This is a genomic window from Pseudomonas sp. 31-12, assembly GCF_003151075.1.
GTDB lineage: Bacteria > Pseudomonadota > Gammaproteobacteria > Pseudomonadales > Pseudomonadaceae > Aquipseudomonas.
The window spans coordinates 329,840-352,237 of the sequence record NZ_CP029482.1 but is presented as its reverse complement, the minus strand read 5'-3'; the positions used below and the strand labels follow the sequence as shown (position 1 = coordinate 352,237).

Below are 22,398 nucleotides of genomic sequence, written 5' to 3'. Positions count from 1 at the left end.
TTATATGGTCAAGCCTCACGGGCAATTAGTATTGGTTAGCTCAACGCCTCACAGCGCTTACACACCCAACCTATCAACGTCGTAGTCTTCGACGGCCCTTCAGGGGACTCAAGGTCCCAGTGAGATCTCATCTTGAGGCTAGTTTCCCGCTTAGATGCTTTCAGCGGTTATCTATTCCGAACATAGCTACCCGGCAATGCCACTGGCGTGACAACCGGAACACCAGAGGTTCGTCCACTCCGGTCCTCTCGTACTAGGAGCAGCCCCTCTCAAATCTCAAACGTCCACGGCAGATAGGGACCGAACTGTCTCACGACGTTCTAAACCCAGCTCGCGTACCACTTTAAATGGCGAACAGCCATACCCTTGGGACCGGCTTCAGCCCCAGGATGTGATGAGCCGACATCGAGGTGCCAAACACCGCCGTCGATATGAACTCTTGGGCGGTATCAGCCTGTTATCCCCGGAGTACCTTTTATCCGTTGAGCGATGGCCCTTCCATACAGAACCACCGGATCACTAAGACCTACTTTCGTACCTGCTCGACGTGTCTGTCTCGCAGTCAAGCGCGCTTTTGCCTTTATACTCTACGACCGATTTCCGACCGGTCTGAGCGCACCTTCGTACTCCTCCGTTACTCTTTAGGAGGAGACCGCCCCAGTCAAACTACCCACCATACACTGTCCTCGATCCGGATAACGGACCTGAGTTAGAACCTCAAAGTTGCCAGGGTGGTATTTCAAGGTTGGCTCCACGCGAACTGGCGTCCACGCTTCAAAGCCTCCCACCTATCCTACACAAGCAAATTCAAAGTCCAGTGCAAAGCTATAGTAAAGGTTCACGGGGTCTTTCCGTCTAGCCGCGGATACACTGCATCTTCACAGCGATTTCAATTTCACTGAGTCTCGGGTGGAGACAGCGCCGCCATCGTTACGCCATTCGTGCAGGTCGGAACTTACCCGACAAGGAATTTCGCTACCTTAGGACCGTTATAGTTACGGCCGCCGTTTACCGGGGCTTCGATCAAGAGCTTCGCGTTAGCTAACCCCATCAATTAACCTTCCGGCACCGGGCAGGCGTCACACCCTATACGTCCACTTTCGTGTTTGCAGAGTGCTGTGTTTTTAATAAACAGTCGCAGCGGCCTGGTATCTTCGACCGGCATGGGCTTACGCAGTAAATGCTTCACCCTCACCGGCGCACCTTCTCCCGAAGTTACGGTGCCATTTTGCCTAGTTCCTTCACCCGAGTTCTCTCAAGCGCCTTGGTATTCTCTACCCAACCACCTGTGTCGGTTTGGGGTACGGTTCCTGGTTACCTGAAGCTTAGAAGCTTTTCTTGGAAGCATGGCATCAACCACTTCGTGTTCTAAAAGAACACTCGTCATCAGCTCTCGGCCTTAGAATCCCGGATTTACCTAAGATTCCAGCCTACCACCTTAAACTTGGACAACCAACGCCAAGCTGGCCTAGCCTTCTCCGTCCCTCCATCGCAATAACCAGAAGTACAGGAATATTAACCTGTTTTCCATCGACTACGCTTTTCAGCCTCGCCTTAGGGACCGACTAACCCTGCGTCGATTAACGTTGCGCAGGAAACCTTGGTCTTTCGGCGTGGGTGTTTTTCACACCCATTGTCGTTACTCATGTCAGCATTCGCACTTCTGATACCTCCAGCAAGCTTCTCAACTCACCTTCACAGGCTTACAGAACGCTCCTCTACCGCATCACCTAAGTGATACCCGTAGCTTCGGTGTATGGTTTGAGCCCCGTTACATCTTCCGCGCAGGCCGACTCGACTAGTGAGCTATTACGCTTTCTTTAAAGGGTGGCTGCTTCTAAGCCAACCTCCTAGCTGTCTAAGCCTTCCCACATCGTTTCCCACTTAACCATAACTTTGGGACCTTAGCTGACGGTCTGGGTTGTTTCCCTTTTCACGACGGACGTTAGCACCCGCCGTGTGTCTCCCATGCTCGGCACTTGTAGGTATTCGGAGTTTGCATCGGTTTGGTAAGTCGGGATGACCCCCTAGCCGAAACAGTGCTCTACCCCCTACAGTGATACATGAGGCGCTACCTAAATAGCTTTCGAGGAGAACCAGCTATCTCCGAGCTTGATTAGCCTTTCACTCCGATCCACAGGTCATCCGCTAACTTTTCAACGGTAGTCGGTTCGGTCCTCCAGTTAGTGTTACCCAACCTTCAACCTGCCCATGGATAGATCGCCCGGTTTCGGGTCTATTCCCAGCGACTAGACGCCCTATTAAGACTCGCTTTCGCTACGCCTCCCCTATTCGGTTAAGCTCGCCACTGAAAATAAGTCGCTGACCCATTATACAAAAGGTACGCAGTCACCCAACAAAGTGGGCTCCCACTGCTTGTACGCATACGGTTTCAGGATCTATTTCACTCCCCTCTCCGGGGTTCTTTTCGCCTTTCCCTCACGGTACTAGTTCACTATCGGTCAGTCAGTAGTATTTAGCCTTGGAGGATGGTCCCCCCATATTCAGACAAAGTTTCTCGTGCTCCGTCCTACTCGATTTCATGACTAAGAGATTTTCGCGTACAGGGCTATCACCCACTATGGCCGCACTTTCCAGAGCGTTCCGCTAATCTCAAAGCCACTTAAGGGCTAGTCCCCGTTCGCTCGCCACTACTAAGGGAATCTCGGTTGATTTCTTTTCCTCAGGGTACTTAGATGTTTCAGTTCCCCTGGTTCGCCTCTTAAGCCTATGTATTCAGCTTAAGATAACCATCTTATGATGGCTGGGTTCCCCCATTCAGACATCTCCGGATCAAAGTCTGTTTGCCGACTCCCCGAAGCTTTTCGCAGGCTACCACGTCTTTCATCGCCTCTGACTGCCAAGGCATCCACCGTATGCGCTTCTTCACTTGACCATATAACCCCAAGCAATCTGGTTATACTGTGAAGACGACATTCGCCGAAAATTCGATAATACTCAATTAAGAGCAACTCACAAATTTTACCTTAGCCTGATCCGTTACCAGTGAAAGTAACGTTCAGTCTATCTTTCTATCACATACCCAAATTTTTAAAGAACGATCTAATCCAAAGACTAGAAATCAACATTCACCATCATCACAATGGAATGCTCATTTCTAAGCTTTCAACAAACAGAAGCAGTAGTGGTGGAGCCAAACGGGATCGAACCGTTGACCTCCTGCGTGCAAGGCAGGCGCTCTCCCAGCTGAGCTATGGCCCCGTATTTCTACAGGTTCCCACACAAAATTGGTGGGTCTGGGCAGATTCGAACTGCCGACCTCACCCTTATCAGGGGTGCGCTCTAACCAACTGAGCTACAGACCCAATTTCGGGCTGCTTCTTTATCGTCTTCTTCAATGAATCAAGCAATTCGTGTGGGAACTTATGGAGCAGCTGATGTCGTCGATTAAGGAGGTGATCCAGCCGCAGGTTCCCCTACGGCTACCTTGTTACGACTTCACCCCAGTCATGAATCACACCGTGGTAACCGTCCTCCCGAAGGTTAGACTAGCTACTTCTGGTGCAACCCACTCCCATGGTGTGACGGGCGGTGTGTACAAGGCCCGGGAACGTATTCACCGCGACATTCTGATTCGCGATTACTAGCGATTCCGACTTCACGCAGTCGAGTTGCAGACTGCGATCCGGACTACGATCGGTTTTCTGGGATTAGCTCCACCTCGCGGCTTGGCAACCCTCTGTACCGACCATTGTAGCACGTGTGTAGCCCAGGCCGTAAGGGCCATGATGACTTGACGTCATCCCCACCTTCCTCCGGTTTGTCACCGGCAGTCTCCTTAGAGTGCCCACCATTACGTGCTGGTAACTAAGGACAAGGGTTGCGCTCGTTACGGGACTTAACCCAACATCTCACGACACGAGCTGACGACAGCCATGCAGCACCTGTCTCAATGTTCCCGAAGGCACCAATCCATCTCTGGAAAGTTCATTGGATGTCAAGGCCTGGTAAGGTTCTTCGCGTTGCTTCGAATTAAACCACATGCTCCACCGCTTGTGCGGGCCCCCGTCAATTCATTTGAGTTTTAACCTTGCGGCCGTACTCCCCAGGCGGTCAACTTAATGCGTTAGCTGCGCCACTAAGAGCTCAAGGCTCCCAACGGCTAGTTGACATCGTTTACGGCGTGGACTACCAGGGTATCTAATCCTGTTTGCTCCCCACGCTTTCGCACCTCAGTGTCAGTATCAGTCCAGGTGGTCGCCTTCGCCACTGGTGTTCCTTCCTATATCTACGCATTTCACCGCTACACAGGAAATTCCACCACCCTCTACCATACTCTAGCTTGTCAGTTTTGAATGCAGTTCCCAGGTTGAGCCCGGGGATTTCACATCCAACTTAACAAACCACCTACGCGCGCTTTACGCCCAGTAATTCCGATTAACGCTTGCACCCTCTGTATTACCGCGGCTGCTGGCACAGAGTTAGCCGGTGCTTATTCTGTCGGTAACGTCAAAACACTTACGTATTAGGTAAATGCCCTTCCTCCCAACTTAAAGTGCTTTACAATCCGAAGACCTTCTTCACACACGCGGCATGGCTGGATCAGGCTTTCGCCCATTGTCCAATATTCCCCACTGCTGCCTCCCGTAGGAGTCTGGACCGTGTCTCAGTTCCAGTGTGACTGATCATCCTCTCAGACCAGTTACGGATCGTCGCCTTGGTGAGCCATTACCTCACCAACTAGCTAATCCGACCTAGGCTCATCTGATAGCGCAAGGCCCGAAGGTCCCCTGCTTTCTCCCGTAGGACGTATGCGGTATTAGCGTCCGTTTCCGAGCGTTATCCCCCACTACCAGGCAGATTCCTAGGCATTACTCACCCGTCCGCCGCTCGCCACCAGGTACAAGTACCCGTGCTGCCGCTCGACTTGCATGTGTTAGGCCTGCCGCCAGCGTTCAATCTGAGCCATGATCAAACTCTTCAGTTCAAACATCTTTGGGTTTTTAAGAAACCCTAAACTTGGCTCAGCAATCGTTGGTTACATCTTTGATTTCTCGCGGAGTAACTTGTGATGCTGATAATCTTGTTGACTATCAGTCTGACTCCACAAGCACCCACACGAATTGCTTGATTCAGTTGTTAAAGAGCGGTTGGTTAAGATCTTTCGTCTCAACCGAGGCGCGCATTCTACAGCAGCCTCTGTTGCTGTCAAGCGGTTATTTTCAGAAGTTTTCAAAGTTTCCTTTGCAACTTCAACCACTTGCGCTTCCGATCTCTCGTTAGCGGGAGGCGAATTCTACAGCGTTACTCGCTGCTGTCAACACCTCTTTTTCTCCGCTTTCGACCGAGAAGATCGAACCGTCAATCAAGCCAAACAAACCCGCTTGATCAACTCCTTCTGGGCTTCGATGACCTGAAGCAACTCACTGTCGAAAACTGCGTAACTCTTTGTTTACCAAGAAGTTTTCCGTTTCGACTGCGCCGGAAGTGGGGCGAATTATAGACTTCCAGAATCTGCCGTCAACCCCTGATTTGGCTTTTCTATCAATAACTTGGAGAAAGCCGGGAAACAGGCTGATTTTCCTTCTATATAGAAGAGCAAAACCACTTCTCTATATAGAAGAGATCTTCAGAGCACCCCAGCCACCTTGAAAGCGGCGACCGCATCAGCGTCCAGACCCAACACCCGCTGCAGAACCTCCAGCGTGTGCTCGCCTAACAAGGGTGGCGCATTGCGATATTCCACCGGCGTCTCCGACAGACGAATAGGGCTTGCGACCTGGGGCACCATCCCCGCCAGCACATGGGGCAGCTCAATCGCCAACCCGCGCGCCTTGACCTGAGGATCAGCAAACATCTGCGCCAAGTCGTTGATAGGACCGCACGGTACACCCGCCTGCTCCAGCTGCAGCACCCATTCAGCCGTGGTCTTGAAAACCGTCGCCTGACGAATCAGCGGAATCAACACCGCGCGATTCGCCACCCGCAACTTGTTGGTCGCGAAGCGTGGATCATCCGCCCACTGTGGCTGCCCAGCCACTTCCGCAAACTTGCGGAACTGCCCGTCGTTACCCACGGTGAGAATGAAGTCACCGTCCGCCGTAGGAAAATCCTGGTAAGGCACGATGTTCGGATGAGCATTACCCAGACGCTTGGGCGCATTGCCCGTCGTCAGATAATTCATCGCCTGGTTGGCCAGGCACGCGACCTGGACATCCAGCAACGCCATGTCGATATGCTGACCGCCACCGTCATGATTCCGATGAGCCAACGCAGCAAGGATCGCCACCGTCGAATAGAGCCCGGTCAGGATGTCGGTCAGCGCCACACCGACTTTCACCGGACCTGCACCCTCATCTCCCTCAGGTCGACCTGTCAGGCTCATCAGCCCACCCAAGCCCTGGATCATGAAGTCATAACCCGCACGCTTGGCGTAAGGCCCAGTCTGACCAAACCCGGTAATCGAGCAATAAATCAGATTCGGATTGATGGCCTTAAGCGAATCATAGTCCAACCCATAAGCCGCCAGGCCACCAACCTTGAAGTTCTCGATCAGGATGTCCGACTTGGCCGCCAGATCACGCACCAGCTTTTGACCCTCTGGACGCGTGAAGTCGATAGTCACCGATTGCTTGTTGCGATTGGCCGACAAGTAATAGGCGGCCTCGCTGGTGTTCTCGCCATAGGCGTCTTTCAGGAAGGGAGGCCCCCAGGCGCGCGTATCGTCGCCATTACCCGGGCGCTCAACCTTGATCACTTCGGCGCCAAGGTCCGCAAGGATCTGCCCGGCCCAAGGCCCGGCCAGCACCCGTGATAAATCCAGTACCCGTAGATGCGAAAGCGCGCCCATGGACGTTCTCCTATTAATAGAACGCCTGGATGCCGGTCTGCGCGCGACCGAGGATCAGTGCGTGGACGTCATGCGTACCTTCATAGGTATTCACCACTTCCAGGTTGACCAGATGACGAGCAACCCCGAATTCATCGGAAATGCCGTTACCGCCCAACATGTCACGTGCCATGCGCGCGATATCCAGGGACTTGCCGCAGGAGTTGCGCTTCATCATCGAGGTGATCTCGACTGCCGCAGTCCCTTCGTCTTTCATACGACCCAGACGCAGGCAGCCTTGCAGAGCCAAGGTGATTTCGGTCTGCATGTCAGCCAGTTTCTTCTGAATCAGTTGAGTGGCAGCCAATGGGCGACCGAACTGCTGACGATCCAGGGTGTATTGGCGAGCGGTGTGCCAGCAGAATTCTGCTGCACCCAGTGCGCCCCAGGAAATGCCGTAGCGTGCGGAGTTGAGGCAAGTAAAAGGGCCTTTCAAACCACGGACGTCAGGGAAGATGTTCTCTTCAGGGACAAACACGTTGTCCATGACGATCTCACCGGTAATGGATGCACGCAGGCCCACCTTGCCGTGAATCGCCGGAGCGCTCAGGCCTTTCCAGCCTTTCTCCAGAACGAAGCCACGGATGTCACCCGCATCATCCTTGCCCCAGACCACGAACACATCAGCGATCGGGCTGTTGGTGATCCACATCTTGCTGCCGGTCAGGCTGTAGCCGCCTTCCACTTTACGTGCACGAGTAATCATCGCACCCGGGTCGGAACCGTGGTTAGGCTCGGTCAGACCGAAGCAACCAATCCACTCGCCCGAGGCCAGTTTGGGCAAGTACTTCTGCTTCTGGGCTTCAGTACCGAATTCATTGATCGGCACCATGACCAGCGAGGACTGCACACTCATCATCGAACGATAGCCGGAGTCGACACGCTCGACTTCACGAGCGATCAAGCCATAGCTGACGTAGTTCAGGCCGCTGCCACCGTACTGCTCAGGAATAGTCGCGCCCAGCAGGCCCACTTCGCCCATCTCGCGGAAGATCGCCGGATCGGTCTTTTCATGGCGGAAAGCTTCAAGAACACGCGGCGCCAGCTTCTGCTGAGCGAATTGCTCGGCAGTGTCGCGGATCATGCGTTCTTCTTCGGTGAGCTGTTGATCCAGCAGCAGGGGATCGATCCAGTTGAAGCTAGCTTTACCGCCCATGAGTGTGTCCTCTCGAATCGGGTCAAATAACGTGGACTGATCCTAGGCCCGGTTCAGCGTTACGGCAAACGAGGATTTTGCATACTGTTGTGCTAATTTCTCACTCCGTAATGTCGCGAAGCAGCCTTTATGCGATGTATTAGTGAGGTTGAAGTACATGCGCCGGAAAATCCCTAGCACCACCGCCCTGATCAGCTTTGAAGCGGCAGCGCGCCACGAGAGCTTTACCAAAGCGGCGCAGGAGCTTTCGCTCACCCAGGGCGCCATTTGCCGACAGATCGCCAGCCTGGAGGAGTTCCTCAGCGTCGAACTCTTCCGACGCTCGCGGCGCGGAGTGAAGCTGACGGAAGCCGGTCTTTCCTACAGCCGCCGTGTTGCCACTCAACTCGATGCAGTTGAACGGGACACCTTGTCAGTGATGGGGCAACAAGGCGCCAACGTGATCGAATTGGCCGTGGTCCCAACCTTTGGCACTCAATGGTTGCTACCGCGGCTCAAGGACTTCCAGCACAAACACCCGGAAGTGACGGTCAACCTCACCAACCGCACCCGCCCCTTCCTGTTCGCCGACACCGACTTCGATGCTGCGATTTACTTCGGTGATGCAGATTGGTCGGGTACCGAATCCCACAGGCTGATGGGCGAAAATCCGATGCCGGTGTGCAGCCCCACGCTACTGGGCAAAAAAACCAGCCTGACGCCCGATGAAGTCGCTGAACTGCCCCTGCTGCAACAGACCACCCGCCCTTATGCATGGCGCCAGTGGTTCAACTCCCAGCATCTTAATGTGCCGCGTGACATGACAGGACCGCGCTACGAGCTATTCTCCATGCTTGCCCAAGCGGCGATGCACGACATGGGGATCGCGCTGATTCCGCCATTCCTGATTCAACGCGAACTGACTGAGAAACGCTTGGTAATAGCCAACGCTCAAGCGCTGTCGAGCATCAAGGCTTATTACCTGATGATTCCGGAGCGAAAGGTCGAATCGGCCTCTTTACGGGCATTTCGCGATTGGCTGGTCACCCAGGCACAAAGCTACAGCCTAGAAGGATAAAGGCTTTCACGACTTAACTGACCCCGTAGTCAGCAAATAAAACGCCCTACAGATATACGTATTTGTCGCATATTCGCAGACTGTACCGAAAAGCAGTACAAACGTCCCACAAGTGCCTATCTACATGGCTTTGAGCCTCTATTCACCAGCAATGACGCCTCATTCACCGTGCGGATGTGTAAATTCTTGAAATTCGGCCAGAACCCTTGAAAGGCACGGCCTGCAAGGGGTTGAGTCAGTTGGTTGCGACATTCGGTCACGGGGTGACTTGTAGTTAATTTTCCGTCACCCGTCATAATCCCTTGAAGGGCACAAAGTTCGCCTGCAAAATGCCGCGCCCCGCCCTGATTTGGCGGGATCGTGCTGATCGGCCGCCCCAGCCGCACCATCCGAAGTGCCTGGGTTTACTCAATAAGATCACGCAGGAGATTTGACGTGCACATTGGTGTTCCTCTCGAAACCCAGACGGGTGAAACACGGGTTGCTGCAACCCCGGAAACCATCAAGAAGCTGATCGGCCAGGGTCATAAGGTCACTGTGCAAAGCGGCGCCGGCATTAACGCCAGCGTTGTCGACAGTGCCTATGAAGCGGCAGGCGCAATCATTGGCAGCGCCAACGATGCGTTTGGTGCCGAGCTGATTCTCAAGGTGGTCGCCCCCAGCGACAGCGAGCTGACGCTGATTAAAAGCGGCACCGTTGTGGTCGGAATGCTCAACCCGTTCAGCAATGAAACCATTGCCAAGCTGGCTGAGTGCGGCATTACCGCGTTTGCGCTGGAAGCTGCGCCGCGTACCTCCCGCGCTCAAAGCCTGGATGTGCTGTCTTCGCAAGCGAACATCGCCGGCTATAAAGCCGTGTTGCTGGCCGCTCACCACTACCCTCGCTTCATGCCAATGCTGATGACGGCTGCGGGCACCGTGAAAGCGGCGCGTGTGCTGATTCTCGGCGCCGGCGTTGCGGGGTTGCAGGCGATCGCCACGGCGAAACGCCTGGGTGCAGTGATCGAAGCATCTGACGTGCGTCCTGCGGTGAAGGAGCAGATCGAATCCCTCGGCGCCAAGTTCGTCGACGTGCCGTACGAAACCGATGAAGAGCGCGAATGCGCTGTCGGTGTCGGCGGTTACGCCCGGCCAATGCCTGCCAGCTGGATGCAACGTCAGGCCCTGGCCGTGCACGAACGCGCCAAACAGGCTGACATTGTCATCACCACCGCACTGATCCCGGGCCGCAAGGCGCCGACGCTGTTGAGCGCGGAAACCGTGGCGCAGATGAAGCCAGGCTCGGTGGTCATCGACCTCGCGGCTGCTCAGGGCGGCAACTGCCCGCTGACCGTGGCCGATCAGGTTGTGGTCGAGAATGGAGTCACCATTTGCGGTCCGACCAACCTGGCCGGCGCGGTCGCGGCAGATGCTTCGGCCCTGTACGCACGCAACCTGCTGGACTTCCTGAAGCTGGTCTTCAACAAAGAAGGCCAGTTCGAGATCAACCTCGAAGACGACATCGTCGCCGCGTGCCTGATGTGCCGCGACGGCCAAGTCATCCGCAAAAACGCCTAAGCAGGGATTCAGACGATGGAAGAGCTTATCTCCCCCGGTATCTACAACCTGATCATCTTCGTGCTGGCGATTTATGTCGGTTATCACGTGGTCTGGAACGTTACGCCTGCACTGCACACGCCTTTGATGGCGGTGACCAACGCGATCTCGGCGATCGTCATCGTCGGCGCCATGCTCGCCGCGGCTTTGACCGTGACGCCACTGGGCAAGACCATGGGCACCCTCGCGGTAGCCCTGGCGGCCGTGAACGTGTTTGGTGGGTTCCTGGTGACCCGCAGGATGCTTGAGATGTTCAAGAAAAAAGCCCCGAAAGCCGTAAAAGAAGAGGCGCCTAAGTAATGAGCATGAATCTTGTCACGACGCTCTACTTGATCGCGTCGATCTGCTTCATCCAGGCCCTCAAAGGCCTGTCGCACCCGACAACCTCTCGACGCGGCAACGTGTACGGCATGCTCGGCATGGCGTTGGCGATCCTCACCACCGTGGGCCTCATCTATAAGCTGGGCGCTGAGCTGGCCACCGCCGGCATCGGTTACGTTATCGTCGGTCTGCTGGTCGGCGGCACTGCTGGCTCCATCATGGCCAAGCGCGTTGAAATGACCAAGATGCCGGAACTGGTCGCCTTCATGCACAGCATGATCGGTATGGCCGCGGTGTTCATTGCGATCGCGGCCGTTGTTGAACCGCAATCGCTGGGTATTGTTAAACAGCTGGGCGATGCGATTCCTGCCGGTAACCGTCTTGAGCTGTTCCTCGGCGCTGCCATCGGTGCAATCACCTTCTCCGGTTCGGTGATCGCGTTCGGCAAGCTGTCGGGCAAGTACAAGTTCCGCCTGTTCCAGGGTGCACCGGTACAGTTCAGTGGCCAACACAAGCTGAATCTGGTGCTGGGTCTGGCGACACTGGCGCTGGGCATCACCTTCATGCTGACCGGCAATCTCAGCGCCTTCGCACTGATGCTGGCCTTGGCCTTCGTGCTGGGCGTGCTGATCATCATCCCGATTGGCGGCGCCGACATGCCGGTAGTTGTGTCGATGCTCAACAGCTACTCCGGCTGGGCAGCGGCCGGTATCGGCTTCTCGCTGAACAACTCGATGCTGATCATCGCCGGTTCGCTGGTGGGTTCGTCCGGTGCGATCCTCTCGTACATCATGTGCAAGGCGATGAACCGCTCCTTCTTTAATGTGCTGCTCGGTGGTTTCGGCAACACGGCGGACGCGGCAGGCCCGGCGGGTTCGAAAGAAGCTCGCCCGGTGAAATCCGGTTCAGCTGATGACGCGACCTTCCTGCTGACCAACGCCGACACCGTGATCATCGTTCCAGGCTACGGCCTGGCGGTCGCACGGGCGCAACACGCGCTGAAAGAGCTGACCGAGAAACTGACCCATCGCGGCGTGACCGTGAAGTACGCGATCCACCCGGTTGCAGGTCGTATGCCTGGCCACATGAACGTGCTGCTGGCCGAGGCCGAAGTGCCTTACGATCAGGTGTTCGAGATGGAAGACATCAACTCCGAGTTCGGCCAGGCCGACGTGGTGCTGGTGCTCGGCGCCAACGACGTGGTCAACCCGGCCGCGAAGAACGACCCGAAATCGCCGATTGCCGGCATGCCGATTCTCGAAGCGTTCAAAGCCAAGACCATCATCGTCAACAAGCGCTCGATGGCCAGCGGCTATGCCGGTCTGGACAACGAACTGTTCTACCTCGACAAAACCATGATGGTCTTCGGCGACGCCAAGAAAGTCATCGAAGACATGGTCAAAGCTGTCGAGTAAAACCTGCTCCAACGCAATACCCAAAACCTCAGCCTTTAGTAGGCTGGGGTTTTTTTATTCCCCGTGAAACCCGACCAAAGGCTCTAAATCAAGCCTCTGCATTCGACCATGGTAGCGGGACGGATTTTTTTCAAATCACTAGACTGCACACCTTGCTTCCGTTGCCCGAGATAACCATCCATGTACCGTGATCGTATTCGCTTGCCTTCGTTGTTGGATAAGGTGATGAGCGCCGCTGACGCTGCCGCTCTGATTCAGGACGGCATGACCGTCGGCATGAGTGGCTTCACCCGCGCCGGCGAAGCCAAAGCCGTGCCCCACGCGTTGGCCGAGCGCGCCAAAATCACCCCGCTGAAAATCACCTTGATGACCGGCGCCAGCCTGGGCAACGACCTTGATAAACAGCTCACCGAAGCCGGCGTATTGTCACGACGCATGCCATTCCAGGTCGACAGCACCCTGCGCAAGGCGATTAACGCTGGCGAAGTGATGTTCATTGACCAGCATCTCTCGGAAACCGTGGAGCAACTGCGCAACCAGCAGCTCAAACTGCCGGACATCGCCGTGATCGAGGCCGTGGCGATCACCGAGCAGGGCCATATCGTGCCGACCACTTCGGTAGGCAACTCGGCCAGCTTTGCGATTTTCGCCAAACACGTGATCGTCGAGATCAACCTGGCGCACAACCCGAACCTCGAGGGTTTGCACGACATCTATATCCCGACTTACCGTCCGACCCGTACGCCTATTCCGCTGGTCAAGGTCGATGACCGCATTGGCAGCACCGCCATTCCGATTCCGCCGGAAAAAATCGTCGCGATCGTGATCACCAATCAGTCCGACTCGCCCTCCACGGTATTGCCGCCGGATGTCGACACTCAGGCCATTGCCGATCACCTGATCGACTTCTTCAAGGAAGAGGTGGCCGCAGGGCGCATGACCAACAAGCTCGGCCCCTTGCAGGCCGGTATCGGCACCATCGCCAACTCGGTGATGTGCGGCTTGATCGACTCGCCGTTCGAAGACCTGACCATGTACTCCGAAGTGCTTCAGGACTCGACCTTCGACCTGATCGACGCCGGCAAGCTGAGTTTTGCCTCGGGCAGTTCGATCACCCTGTCGAGCCGGCGCAATGCCGACGTTTTCGGCAATCTGGAGCGCTATAAGGACAAACTGGTTCTGCGGCCGCAGGAGATCTCGAACCATCCGGAAGTGGTGCGTCGCCTGGGCATCATTGGCATCAACACCGCGCTGGAATTCGACCTGTACGGCAACGTCAACTCCACCCATGTCTGCGGCACACGGATGATGAACGGCATCGGCGGTTCCGGGGACTTTGCGCGCAACGCGCACCTGGCAATCTTCGTGACCAAATCGATTGCCAAGGGTGGCGCGATCTCCAGCGTGGTGCCGATGGTCAGCCACGTCGACCATACCGAACATGACGTCGACATCCTTGTGACGGAGATCGGTCTGGCCGACCTGCGCGGCCTGGCGCCACGGGAGCGGGCTCGGGTCATCATCGACAACTGTGTGCACCCGGATTACCGCCAGGCACTGGATGACTACTTTACGGCGGCTTGTGCATTGGGCGGACACACCCCGCATATCCTGCGTGACGCACTGAGCTGGCACATGAACCTGGAAGAAACCGGGCGAATGCTGGCGGTCTGATTCAGAGAAAAAACAGCTGACGCAAACACAGTTGCGTCAGCTGGCGCTTACCGCTTTAGATTCTATTTAAAACTGTACTGCTGTACTGGTCATTTCCTACCGTATTTGCCTACACAATCAAGTCAAAACATCAAAATTGCACCAACATAGTGCTGACAGGTACAGTTGCCTCAATTTCGACCAGTACACCCCCTATTAACAGTTAACTGGTCCCTCACAATACAGGTGAACTGTATCTACAGAGACTAGCCAAACGAGAGGATCATTGGCATCAGTTAAACCACTACCTAATCCCGCCACAAGCGGAAGGATGTCAACCATGGAACGTACACTCAGTTCCGAACTGTTCTTCGAAGATACCGCTGCAAAAACCCAGGCTTCCATGCCTCTTCGCGTTATTGCCAACCTGATGCTGTGGCAGCGCCGCATCTCCAGCCGCCATCAACTGGCTCGTCTGGATTCGCGTCTGCTGGCTGATGCCGGGATTAGCGAAGCACAACGCTACGAAGAGCTGAGCAAGCCGTTCTGGCGCTAAGTTAGCGTCGCTGGCTCTGACCCACCGGGTCCACCGCCAGCACTTCAAATTGAAAAAGCAAAGCCCGTCGTGGGAAACCACGACGGGCTTTGTCGTTTTCAGCCTTGATCGGCGGCTGAACAAAAGGAATAGCCAACAACAAGTACAGTCTTAATATTTATCAGATTGCACCAGTACAATTTCACGGCAGTGTATCTGTAGCTCCAGACTCGCAACGCTCAACATGAAGTCCTGACTCTCCGGCAAAAGGACTTCGCGCCATGGATAACTTACTGGATGTTTCTGCCCCCGCCCTTCTAAAGAAGCCTCGACTCCACAGACTTAAACGATTGCTGAAGTCGCTTGCCGCCGCCCTTGAGAGAGCTCGCACCCGACGTTTGCTGGGCCAGTTCAATGATCGGCAACTCTCGGACCTGGGCATCAGCCACGCCGATCGGCTCAATGAATTGGATAAGCCGTTCTGGCGCTAGGGCCCTGCTTTAAAAGAAGGGACTATTCGAACCGATAAAAGCAGGCCTAATATCAAGGCAGAACGTGGCGAGTGCTGTACGACAGGCGTCTGATCCAACAGCTACCTCAACACCTCTCAATCGGTTATCCAAAGGAGTTACACCATGTCCCGTCTTCGTCTGCTCAGCGCTGCAGCCCTGCTTGCCGTGGCTGCCAATTCCCACGCGACCAGCTTTATCGTGACCACGGATGCCGTCGTCGGCGCGCTGAAGTCCAGTTCCGATGCAACCTCCGACGTCACTTCTTCCTTTCGCGATGACAAGATTGTGCGCGCTGCCCGTGACGATGCCGCCAGCTTCGTCGCCAGCGAAGGCGCCATTCGTGGTGTGAAACTGGAAAGCGCACTCGACCACATCCGTCACCAGGCGCCTCAGCTGAACGCTACCGATGCACAGCTGGCCCAAGCCATCCTGACAATCTAAGCAACACAGTTACGTGGGACACGCTTGTCGTGTCCCAATGTTTCGGCGCTGGCTCTAGCCGGGGCATTGCGCTAGCCTTTGGACTCGCTTTCAGCAATCGAGTCCCATGCGTTTTCTTTCAAAGCGGTTTTCTACTTCGGTATTTCTCGCGGCCTGTTGGTCGGCCTCGGCCTGTGCCTACGACGCGTTCAACCTGTCGACCCAAGGCATCGTCGTCACGGGTTACGCCACCAGCATGGTGACCGCGGCCCCCTTCGACCGTAAGCTACTGATCGCGGCACACGATGACGCTGCGGCGTTCATTGCCAGCGACGGCCAACTACGCGGAGCACAACTGGAATCCGCGCTGGATTACCTGCGCCGCAGCCAGCCAAAACTTCATGCAAGCGACCTTGAACTGGCGCAGGCAATTCTCGTCCAATAGTTATCCTTTGTCCTTGCGGAGTCGTTCCATGCGTAGCCCTCTGATTGCTGTTGCCCTTGGCCTGCTTTTATTGGCCGATGTGACCCAGGCGCACACCCTGGTCGCCACCAGTAACATCATCATCAATGCCACCCAGCGCACCCTTGATTTCACGTCCGATACCACCACGTCGATCCGGGATTCGAAGATCATCCGTGAAGCCCACGACGATGCGGCCAGCTTCGTTGCCAGCGATGGCGACATACGCGGCGCGCACCTTGAAGCGGCCATCAACACCTTGCGCACCCGTGTGCCGGAAGCACGAGACGCCAGTGATCAGGTGCTCGCCGAAGCCATCCTCGCACTGTGAGGTCGACAAGCGCCTGGCTGCTGGCCGGGCTGATGTTGCTACTCTGCAACACGGCCCAGGCTGGTCTGCAATTACGGCTCAAGACCGAAGGTCTGAGTCCTGAACAACAGCAAGCCAGTCAGGCGTTGCTCGATGAAGCCATGCAGGCCTTGCCGCCACGCTTCATCGAACAACTGGACCGGCGCATTGATGTCGGCTGGACCGACGACATGCCGAGCAATGCCTATGGCCAGGCATCGCTGGTGTCCGAGCTCGATCTGAACCGCAACTTGCTCGTCAACCTCACGAACGGCAGTGCCGCCACCAAGAAAACCTATCGCCCCCACGGCACCGTCCGCCGCGAGATGCTCGCCACGGTGTTGCATGAACTCACCCACATTTACGACCGCTCGCGCCTATGGCCAGATGCGGAGCGCACGCTGATCCAGCGCTGCACCCGGCGCAACAGCAGTTCAGGCCTGATTGGCATCCCGGATGAATGCCGTGGTCAATCCGACCGCCGCTTTACCTTGAGCGATGACCCGCGCCTGCTCGACCTGGCCGGCTGGCCGCAATACGTTGGTCGCCGCGGCGAGCGCGAACAGCACAACCGGCAAATCGCCCGCAGCCCGGACATCTACGAAACGAGCAGCCCCAAAGAGTTTGTCGCGGTCAACATGGAGTATTTCCTCCTCGACCCGAGCTACGCCTGCCGTCGCCCCGCGCTATATCGCTACTACCAAGAACATTTCGGCTGGGCTCCCGCCGCCAAAGACGCTTGCGGCAAATCCTTCGCGTTCCTCAATGCCGGCAACGACTTCGCCAAACAACCGCTGGGCCAGGTCGATCCGGAACGGGTGTACGCCGTCGACTATCTGCTGGCCGAAGCCAACCAGAACTGGGTCAGCCGCTGGGGCCACAGCATGTTGCGTCTGGTGATCTGCGCGCCGGGCCGGCCACGGGGACCGGACTGCCGCCTCGATCTCGACCAGCATCTGGTGTTGTCCTACCGCGCCTTCGTCGGCGACGTACAGCTCTCGAGCTGGGATGGACTGGTGGGTAAATACCCGTCGCGACTGTTTGTACTGCCGCTAGCCCAAGTGATCGACGAATACACCAAGACTGAACTGCGCAGCCTGGCCTCGGTCCCGCTGAACCTGTCGCGCAAAGAAATTGAAGACGTCGTGGAACACGCCGCCGAGATGCATTGGAGCTACGACGGCAACTATTATTTCCTCTCCAACAATTGCGCGGTGGAAGGCCTGAAATTACTGCGCAGCGGCAGCAACAACGCGAAACTGGTCGGGCTCGACAGCATCATGCCAAACGGTTTGCTGGAAGTGATGAAGGGCCGCGGACTGGCGAATACCAGCGTGCTGGATGACCCTCGCGAAGCGCTGCGCCTGGGCTATCGCTTCGACTCCTTCCGTGACCGCTATCAGGCGATGTTCGAAGTGCTGAAGAAGCACTTGCCGATCAAGCAGGAAAAAGTCGAAGACTGGCTGGCACTGAAAGCAGAAGAGCGCCGGCAATGGTTTGAGCAGGCTGACCTACGCACCAGCGCAGCGTTGCTGTTGCTGGAGCAGGCAAGCTTCCGTCAACAGTTGGTGTTGGCCCAGGATGAAGTGAAACAGCGTTATCTGGGCGCTCGGGAACTGAAGAACGGCGGCATGGACAAGGCGAACGCGACCTTGCAGCAGATTCTCGCCAATAGCGGCTTCCTGAGTCGTCCGGCGGAGCTGCTCGGCACCGGCGGATATGGATTGCCCCAACCGAATGAATGGCAGCGCCTGGAATCGGAAAGCAACCTGCGGCAGAAGCAGCTTCAAGTGCTGACCGGCGATCTGGACAAGGAAGTCAGGGCGCTGCTCGAACCGGGCCGTGCAGCCGAGATGGCCGCCAACGAAGCCAACCTGAAACAGGTGGGCGAGCATTTGCGCAAATTGCATAAAGCCGCGGGCGGACTGGAGTTGCCATAAAAAAGAAGGCTTCGTGGATCACCCACGAAGCCTTCTTTTTGCCCGCACGTTAAATCAAAGCACGCCTTCCAGAATCTCATAGACGATCCCGGTGCCCACGGCGATCAGCACAATGTCGCCCCCGGCACGGCGCCATTCGTAGCCCGGGTAATACGGCAGCCGTCCCAAGGCACGATTGTCCAGGCGCTCACCGTAATAACCGTGAGGCAACGGCCGGCCACGCACCAGATGAATGCCAGGCGGTGGCGGTGCGCCGCGTACGAAATAGCCGTGGTTATCGTGGATAGTCTGACGCACCGGACCGAAGTCCCGTGGCGGTGGGCCGCCGCGACGATTGTCCTGCGGGCCTCGGTGGTCATCTCCATGATTGTCACCACGGTTATCATAATGGCCCTGCTGCGGGCCGCCGCGGTCGTGATCGTCGCGCTGATCGGCGCTCGCGTGCAGCAGCGGGGTGGCACTGAGCATCAGCACGCCCAGGCTGGCAATCAGACGTTTCGGCATTTTCATCAGGTCTTTCCTCACTGCACATACAGCAAAAAGGGCCTCAGAACGTAGTCCTGAAGCCCTCGGTCTTGCTGTTTAGTCTGTGCCGCGAGGCTCTAATTCCTCTGTATCAGGAACTTTACCTTCAACTGACGCGGGCCTTACGCACGCCGTCAGCCAGTGCCGAGCAAAGGCTCAGCACGTCATCAACCGCCTGTTCCGCCGTGGTGGCATTGGCGATGTGATCGATCAATGCCGAACCCACCACCACACCATCGGCAAGACGCGCGATGGACGCCGCTTGCTCCGGTGTACGAATGCCGAAGCCGATGCTGATCGGCAGATCGGTGTGGCGACGCAGACGGGCAACCGCTTCTTCAACATGCTCCAGCGTCGCCGCGCCCGCACCGGTCACACCGGCAACCGACACGTAGTAGACGAAACCGGAGCTGCCATTCAGAACGGTCGGCAGGCGCACATCATCGGTGGTCGGCGTGGTCAGGCGGATGAAGTCCAGGCCTGCAACCTGAGCCGGGTCGCACAGCTCACCGTTATGCTCCGGTGGCAGGTCGACCACGATCAAACCGTCAACGCCGGCTTCTTTGGCGTCGGCAATGAAACGCGGCACGCCATACATGTGAATCGGGTTGAAGTACCCCATCAGCACCAGCGGCGTCTCGGTATTGCCTTCACGGAACTCGCGAACCATTTGCAGGGTTTTCGCCAGGTTCTGCTTCGCACCCAAGGCGCGGATGTTGGCCAGCTGGATGGCCGGGCCGTCCGCCATCGGATCGGTGAAGGGCATACCCAGCTCGATCACATCGGCGCCAGCACCGGGCAAGCCTTTGAGGATAGCCAGGGAAGTGTCATAGCTCGGGTCGCCAGCGGTGACGAAGGTCACCAGGGCGGCGCGATTCTGTTCCTTGAGTTGGGCAAAACGGGTTTGCAGGCGGCTCATCAGTGTTTCTCCTGCTGGGACTGTTCCATATGGTGCATCACGGTCTGCATGTCTTTGTCGCCGCGGCCGGACAGGTTGACCACCATCAGGTGATCTTTCGGCAGGATCGGTGCGCGTTTGAACACTTCGGCCAGGGCATGGGCGCTTTCCAGTGCCGGAATAATCCCTTCCAGACGGCAGCATTTGTGGAATGCATCGAGGGCTTCGTCGTCGGTCACCGAGGTGTACTGGACACGGCCGATGTCATGCAACCAGGCGTGTTCAGGGCCGATGCCTGGATAATCGAGGCCGGCGGAAATCGAGTGAGCGTCGATGATCTGGCCATCGTCGTCCTGCAGCAAGAAAGTACGGTTACCGTGCAGCACGCCCGGAACGCCTCCATTCAGGCTGGCAGCATGCTTGCCGGTTTCGATGCCGTAACCGGCCGCTTCCACACCAATGATCTCGACGCTTTTGTCATCGAGGAACGGGTGGAACAGTCCCATGGCGTTGGAACCGCCACCGATGCATGCCACCAGGCTGTCCGGCAGACGACCTTCCTGGGCTTGCAGTTGATCACGGGTTTCCTTGCCGATCACGGACTGGAAGTCGCGGACCATGGCGGGATAAGGGTGCGGGCCGGCCACGGTGCCAATCAGATAGAAGGTGCTGTCGACATTGGTCACCCAGTCACGCAGCGCTTCGTTCATCGCGTCTTTCAGGGTGCCGGTGCCGGCGACAACCGGGATCACTTCGGCGCCCAGCAATTTCATGCGGAATACGTTGGCTTGCTGACGTTCGATGTCCGTGGTGCCCATATAGATCACGCAGTCCAGGCCGAAACGTGCAGCCACGGTCGCCGTCGCCACACCGTGCATGCCGGCGCCGGTTTCAGCGATGATGCGTTTCTTGCCCATGCGCCGCGCCAGCAGAATCTGGCCGATGCAGTTGTTGATCTTGTGCGCGCCGGTGTGGTTCAGCTCTTCGCGCTTCAGGTAAATCTTTGCGCCACCGCAGAATTCGGTCAGGCGTTCGGCGTAATACAGCGGGCTTGGACGTCCGACGTAGTCGCGCTGGAAGTAAGCCAATTCTTCTTTGAACGCCGGATCTTCCTTGGCCAATTCGTATTCACGGGCCAGGTCGAGGATCAACGGCATCAGGGTTTCGGCGACGTAACGGCCGCCGAACGAGCCAAACAGGCCGTTGGCGTCGGGGCCGTTGCGCAGATTAGTCTGGGTCATGGGTCGCTCCAGTGGGATTCGTGAGATGACAATGACGGTCACTCTACCCCTGACGCCCCAGCCTGAAAACCGATAAGATCGCCACAACCTGTCAGGAAAACTCACAGATCCCATGAGCCACGACCTTCCCCCGCTGAACGCCCTTCGCGCCTTCGAAGCCACGGCACGGCTGAACAGCGTCAGTCAGGCAGCCGAACAGCTGCACGTCACTCACGGCGCGGTCAGCCGGCAACTCAAGGTGCTTGAAGAACACTTGGGCGTGAGCTTGTTCATCAAGGAGGGGCGCGGCCTGAAACTCACAGATGCCGGCGTTCGTCTGCGTGATGCCAGCGGAGAAGCATTTGAGCGTCTGCGAACGGTTTGCGCGGAGCTGACCCAAAGCACCGCCGACGCGCCGTTCGTACTGGGTTGCTCGGGCAGCTTGTTGGCGCGTTGGTTTATTCCACGCCTGGGACGATTGAATGCGGACTTGCCGGACCTGCGCCTGCACTTGTCGGCCGGAGAAGGCGATCTCGATCCGCGTCGACCGGGGCTGGATGCCTTGCTGGTGTTTGCCGAGCCGCCATGGCCGGCGGACATGCAGGTCTATGAGCTGGCCAGCGAACGAATCGGCCCGGTGCTGAGCCCGCGCTTCGCGGGTTATGAAAGGCTGCAAGGCGCGCCGGCCACAGCGTTATTGAACGAACCCTTGCTGCACACCACCTCGCGCCCACAAGCCTGGCCGAGTTGGGCACAGCAAAGCGGCCTCGACGCCAAGGCGTTGAAGTACGGTCAGGGTTTCGAGCATTTGTATTATTTGCTGGAGGCCGCAGTGGCGGGGCTCGGGGTGGCGATTGCACCGGAGCCGCTGGTAGCCGAGGATTTGAAGGCCGGTCGTCTGGTTGCACCTTGGGGATTCAGTGAAACCCCGGCGCAACTGGCCTTGTGGCTACCCAAGCGCGCCGCAGACGGGCGCGCTCGGCAGTTGGCGCAGTGGCTAAAGGCCGAGCTGCGCCAGACCGATTAGTCGCCGCGTTTGAACAGCAGGTAAGCCGCAAGCAGACCCAGTGCGCCCACAGCGACGCCCGCGGTAGTCCAAGGGTGTTCCTGGGCGTAGTCCCGAGTGGCAATCCCGGTTTCGCGGGTTTTGACTTTGACTTCTTCATACGCATCGCTGAGCAGATGGCGCGAATGTTTCAGCGCGTTCTCGGCGTTGCCTTTCAACACTTTGAGTGTTTTACGCGACTCGTCCGAGGCGTCGTCTTTCAGATTTTCCAAAGATTTCAGCAGACTCTCGATCTCGGCTTCCATGCTTTGCAATGAGGCTTTACGTAAAGAGGTGTTGGCCATGGTGGCTCTCCTTCATTGATGATGAGTAGCGTGTGTTGGTTGGGACTTCAGGGGTTCGAGAAAGTGCAGTAAATCTGAACTTCTGCGTTGCATTAGCCGACAGAAGTAATAGGAAAAATCACTGCTAGGCTGTATTTC

18 protein-coding genes, 2 tRNA genes and 2 rRNA genes are annotated in these 22,398 nt (G+C 56.8%); 12 read left to right on the top strand and 10 right to left on the bottom strand.

The features are described from left to right. Positions 1-4: 4 nt before the first annotated feature. The 6 genes from DJ564_RS01665 to DJ564_RS01635 all read right to left on the bottom strand — a co-directional run bounded on the left by DJ564_RS01665 (position 5) and on the right by DJ564_RS01635 (position 8,006). Positions 5-2,896: ribosomal RNA gene (locus DJ564_RS01665) — 23S ribosomal RNA — on the bottom strand. A gap of 250 nt (positions 2,897-3,146) precedes the next feature. Continuing rightward, positions 3,147-3,222 (bottom strand) — tRNA-Ala (locus DJ564_RS01660). A 27-nt stretch (positions 3,223-3,249) separates the two neighbouring features. Further along, positions 3,250-3,326, bottom strand: a tRNA-Ile gene (locus DJ564_RS01655). 83 nt (positions 3,327-3,409) lie between these two features. Further along, positions 3,410-4,948: ribosomal RNA gene (locus tag DJ564_RS01650) — 16S ribosomal RNA — on the bottom strand. Together the 16S and 23S rRNA genes with 2 tRNA genes alongside form the textbook arrangement of a ribosomal RNA operon. A gap of 642 nt (positions 4,949-5,590) precedes the next feature. Continuing rightward, complete coding sequence (locus DJ564_RS01640) at positions 5,591-6,811, bottom strand: CaiB/BaiF CoA-transferase family protein (protein WP_109627159.1); 1,221 nt, start codon at positions 6,809-6,811, stop codon at positions 5,591-5,593. A 13-nt stretch (positions 6,812-6,824) separates the two neighbouring features. Then, the gene (locus tag DJ564_RS01635) at positions 6,825-8,006 is read right to left on the bottom strand and encodes an acyl-CoA dehydrogenase (RefSeq protein ID WP_010465741.1); all 1,182 of its coding nucleotides are present in this window, start codon (positions 8,004-8,006) and stop codon (positions 6,825-6,827) included. 157 nt (positions 8,007-8,163) lie between these two features. Here DJ564_RS01635 and DJ564_RS01630 point away from each other — a divergent pair, with 157 nt between their 5' ends. From DJ564_RS01630 to DJ564_RS01580, 11 genes are all read left to right on the top strand, one after another. Beyond that, positions 8,164-9,063: a LysR family transcriptional regulator gene (locus DJ564_RS01630; RefSeq protein WP_109627157.1), complete on the top strand. Its 900-nt coding sequence runs from the start codon at positions 8,164-8,166 to the stop codon at positions 9,061-9,063. Positions 9,064-9,498: 435 nt separating this feature from the next. Beyond that, entirely contained in the window at positions 9,499-10,620 is a 1,122-nt protein-coding gene (locus DJ564_RS01625) for a Re/Si-specific NAD(P)(+) transhydrogenase subunit alpha (protein ID WP_046044834.1), read from the top strand. 15 nt (positions 10,621-10,635) lie between these two features. After that, positions 10,636-10,959, top strand: coding sequence for an NAD(P) transhydrogenase subunit alpha (locus tag DJ564_RS01620; protein WP_003187010.1), 324 nt, complete (start codon positions 10,636-10,638; stop codon positions 10,957-10,959). Next, a complete protein-coding gene (locus tag DJ564_RS01615) occupies positions 10,959-12,395 on the top strand; it encodes an NAD(P)(+) transhydrogenase (Re/Si-specific) subunit beta (protein ID WP_109627155.1) in 1,437 nt (478 codons plus the stop codon). Before DJ564_RS01620 ends, DJ564_RS01615 begins: the two co-directional genes overlap by 1 nt. A gap of 180 nt (positions 12,396-12,575) precedes the next feature. Then, positions 12,576-14,069, top strand: a complete 1,494-nt coding sequence (locus DJ564_RS01610; RefSeq protein WP_109627153.1) for an acetyl-CoA hydrolase/transferase family protein — start codon at positions 12,576-12,578, stop codon at positions 14,067-14,069. A 319-nt stretch (positions 14,070-14,388) separates the two neighbouring features. Continuing rightward, on the top strand, positions 14,389-14,604 hold the full coding sequence (locus DJ564_RS01605; protein WP_007902752.1) for a DUF1127 domain-containing protein: 216 nt from the start codon (positions 14,389-14,391) through the stop codon (positions 14,602-14,604). A gap of 260 nt (positions 14,605-14,864) precedes the next feature. Next, positions 14,865-15,074: a DUF1127 domain-containing protein gene (locus DJ564_RS01600; protein WP_109627152.1), complete on the top strand. Its 210-nt coding sequence runs from the start codon at positions 14,865-14,867 to the stop codon at positions 15,072-15,074. Positions 15,075-15,218: 144 nt separating this feature from the next. Then, positions 15,219-15,536, top strand: coding sequence for a DUF2388 domain-containing protein (locus DJ564_RS01595; RefSeq protein ID WP_010465729.1), 318 nt, complete (start codon positions 15,219-15,221; stop codon positions 15,534-15,536). 106 nt (positions 15,537-15,642) lie between these two features. Continuing rightward, complete coding sequence (locus DJ564_RS01590; protein ID WP_109627150.1) at positions 15,643-15,960, top strand: DUF2388 domain-containing protein; 318 nt, start codon at positions 15,643-15,645, stop codon at positions 15,958-15,960. A 28-nt stretch (positions 15,961-15,988) separates the two neighbouring features. Then, positions 15,989-16,309 carry a DUF2388 domain-containing protein gene (locus DJ564_RS01585; RefSeq protein ID WP_094469762.1) on the top strand — a complete coding sequence of 107 codons (321 nt, stop codon included), beginning with the start codon at positions 15,989-15,991 and terminating at the stop codon, positions 16,307-16,309. Then, positions 16,306-18,267, top strand: a complete 1,962-nt coding sequence (locus tag DJ564_RS01580) for a DUF4105 domain-containing protein (RefSeq protein WP_109627148.1) — start codon at positions 16,306-16,308, stop codon at positions 18,265-18,267. The genes DJ564_RS01585 and DJ564_RS01580 overlap by 4 nt, the downstream gene beginning before the upstream one ends. Before the next feature lie 54 nt (positions 18,268-18,321). Here DJ564_RS01580 and DJ564_RS01575 read toward each other — a convergent pair whose 3' ends face one another. The 3 genes from DJ564_RS01575 to trpB all read right to left on the bottom strand — a co-directional run bounded on the left by DJ564_RS01575 (position 18,322) and on the right by trpB (position 20,931). Then, a complete protein-coding gene (locus tag DJ564_RS01575) occupies positions 18,322-18,777 on the bottom strand; it encodes an anti-virulence regulator CigR family protein (RefSeq protein ID WP_109627146.1) in 456 nt (151 codons plus the stop codon). Positions 18,778-18,898: 121 nt separating this feature from the next. Next, on the bottom strand, positions 18,899-19,711 hold the full coding sequence (gene trpA, locus DJ564_RS01570; RefSeq protein ID WP_109627144.1) for a tryptophan synthase subunit alpha: 813 nt from the start codon (positions 19,709-19,711) through the stop codon (positions 18,899-18,901). Next, positions 19,711-20,931 (bottom strand): tryptophan synthase subunit beta, encoded by a 1,221-nt coding sequence (gene trpB / locus DJ564_RS01565; protein WP_109627142.1) that lies wholly within the window; start codon positions 20,929-20,931, stop codon positions 19,711-19,713. The genes trpA and trpB overlap by 1 nt, the downstream gene beginning before the upstream one ends. A 112-nt stretch (positions 20,932-21,043) precedes the next feature. On the opposite strand from trpB, the gene DJ564_RS01560 reads away from it, so the two are divergent. Beyond that, positions 21,044-21,937 carry a LysR family transcriptional regulator gene (locus tag DJ564_RS01560; RefSeq protein ID WP_109627140.1) on the top strand — a complete coding sequence of 298 codons (894 nt, stop codon included), beginning with the start codon at positions 21,044-21,046 and terminating at the stop codon, positions 21,935-21,937. Here DJ564_RS01560 and DJ564_RS01555 read toward each other — a convergent pair. Next, a complete protein-coding gene (locus DJ564_RS01555; protein ID WP_109627139.1) occupies positions 21,934-22,260 on the bottom strand; it encodes a YqjD family protein in 327 nt (108 codons plus the stop codon). The two genes, DJ564_RS01560 and DJ564_RS01555, sit on opposite strands and share 4 nt — an antisense overlap. Between the last annotated feature and the right edge of the window lie 138 nt (positions 22,261-22,398).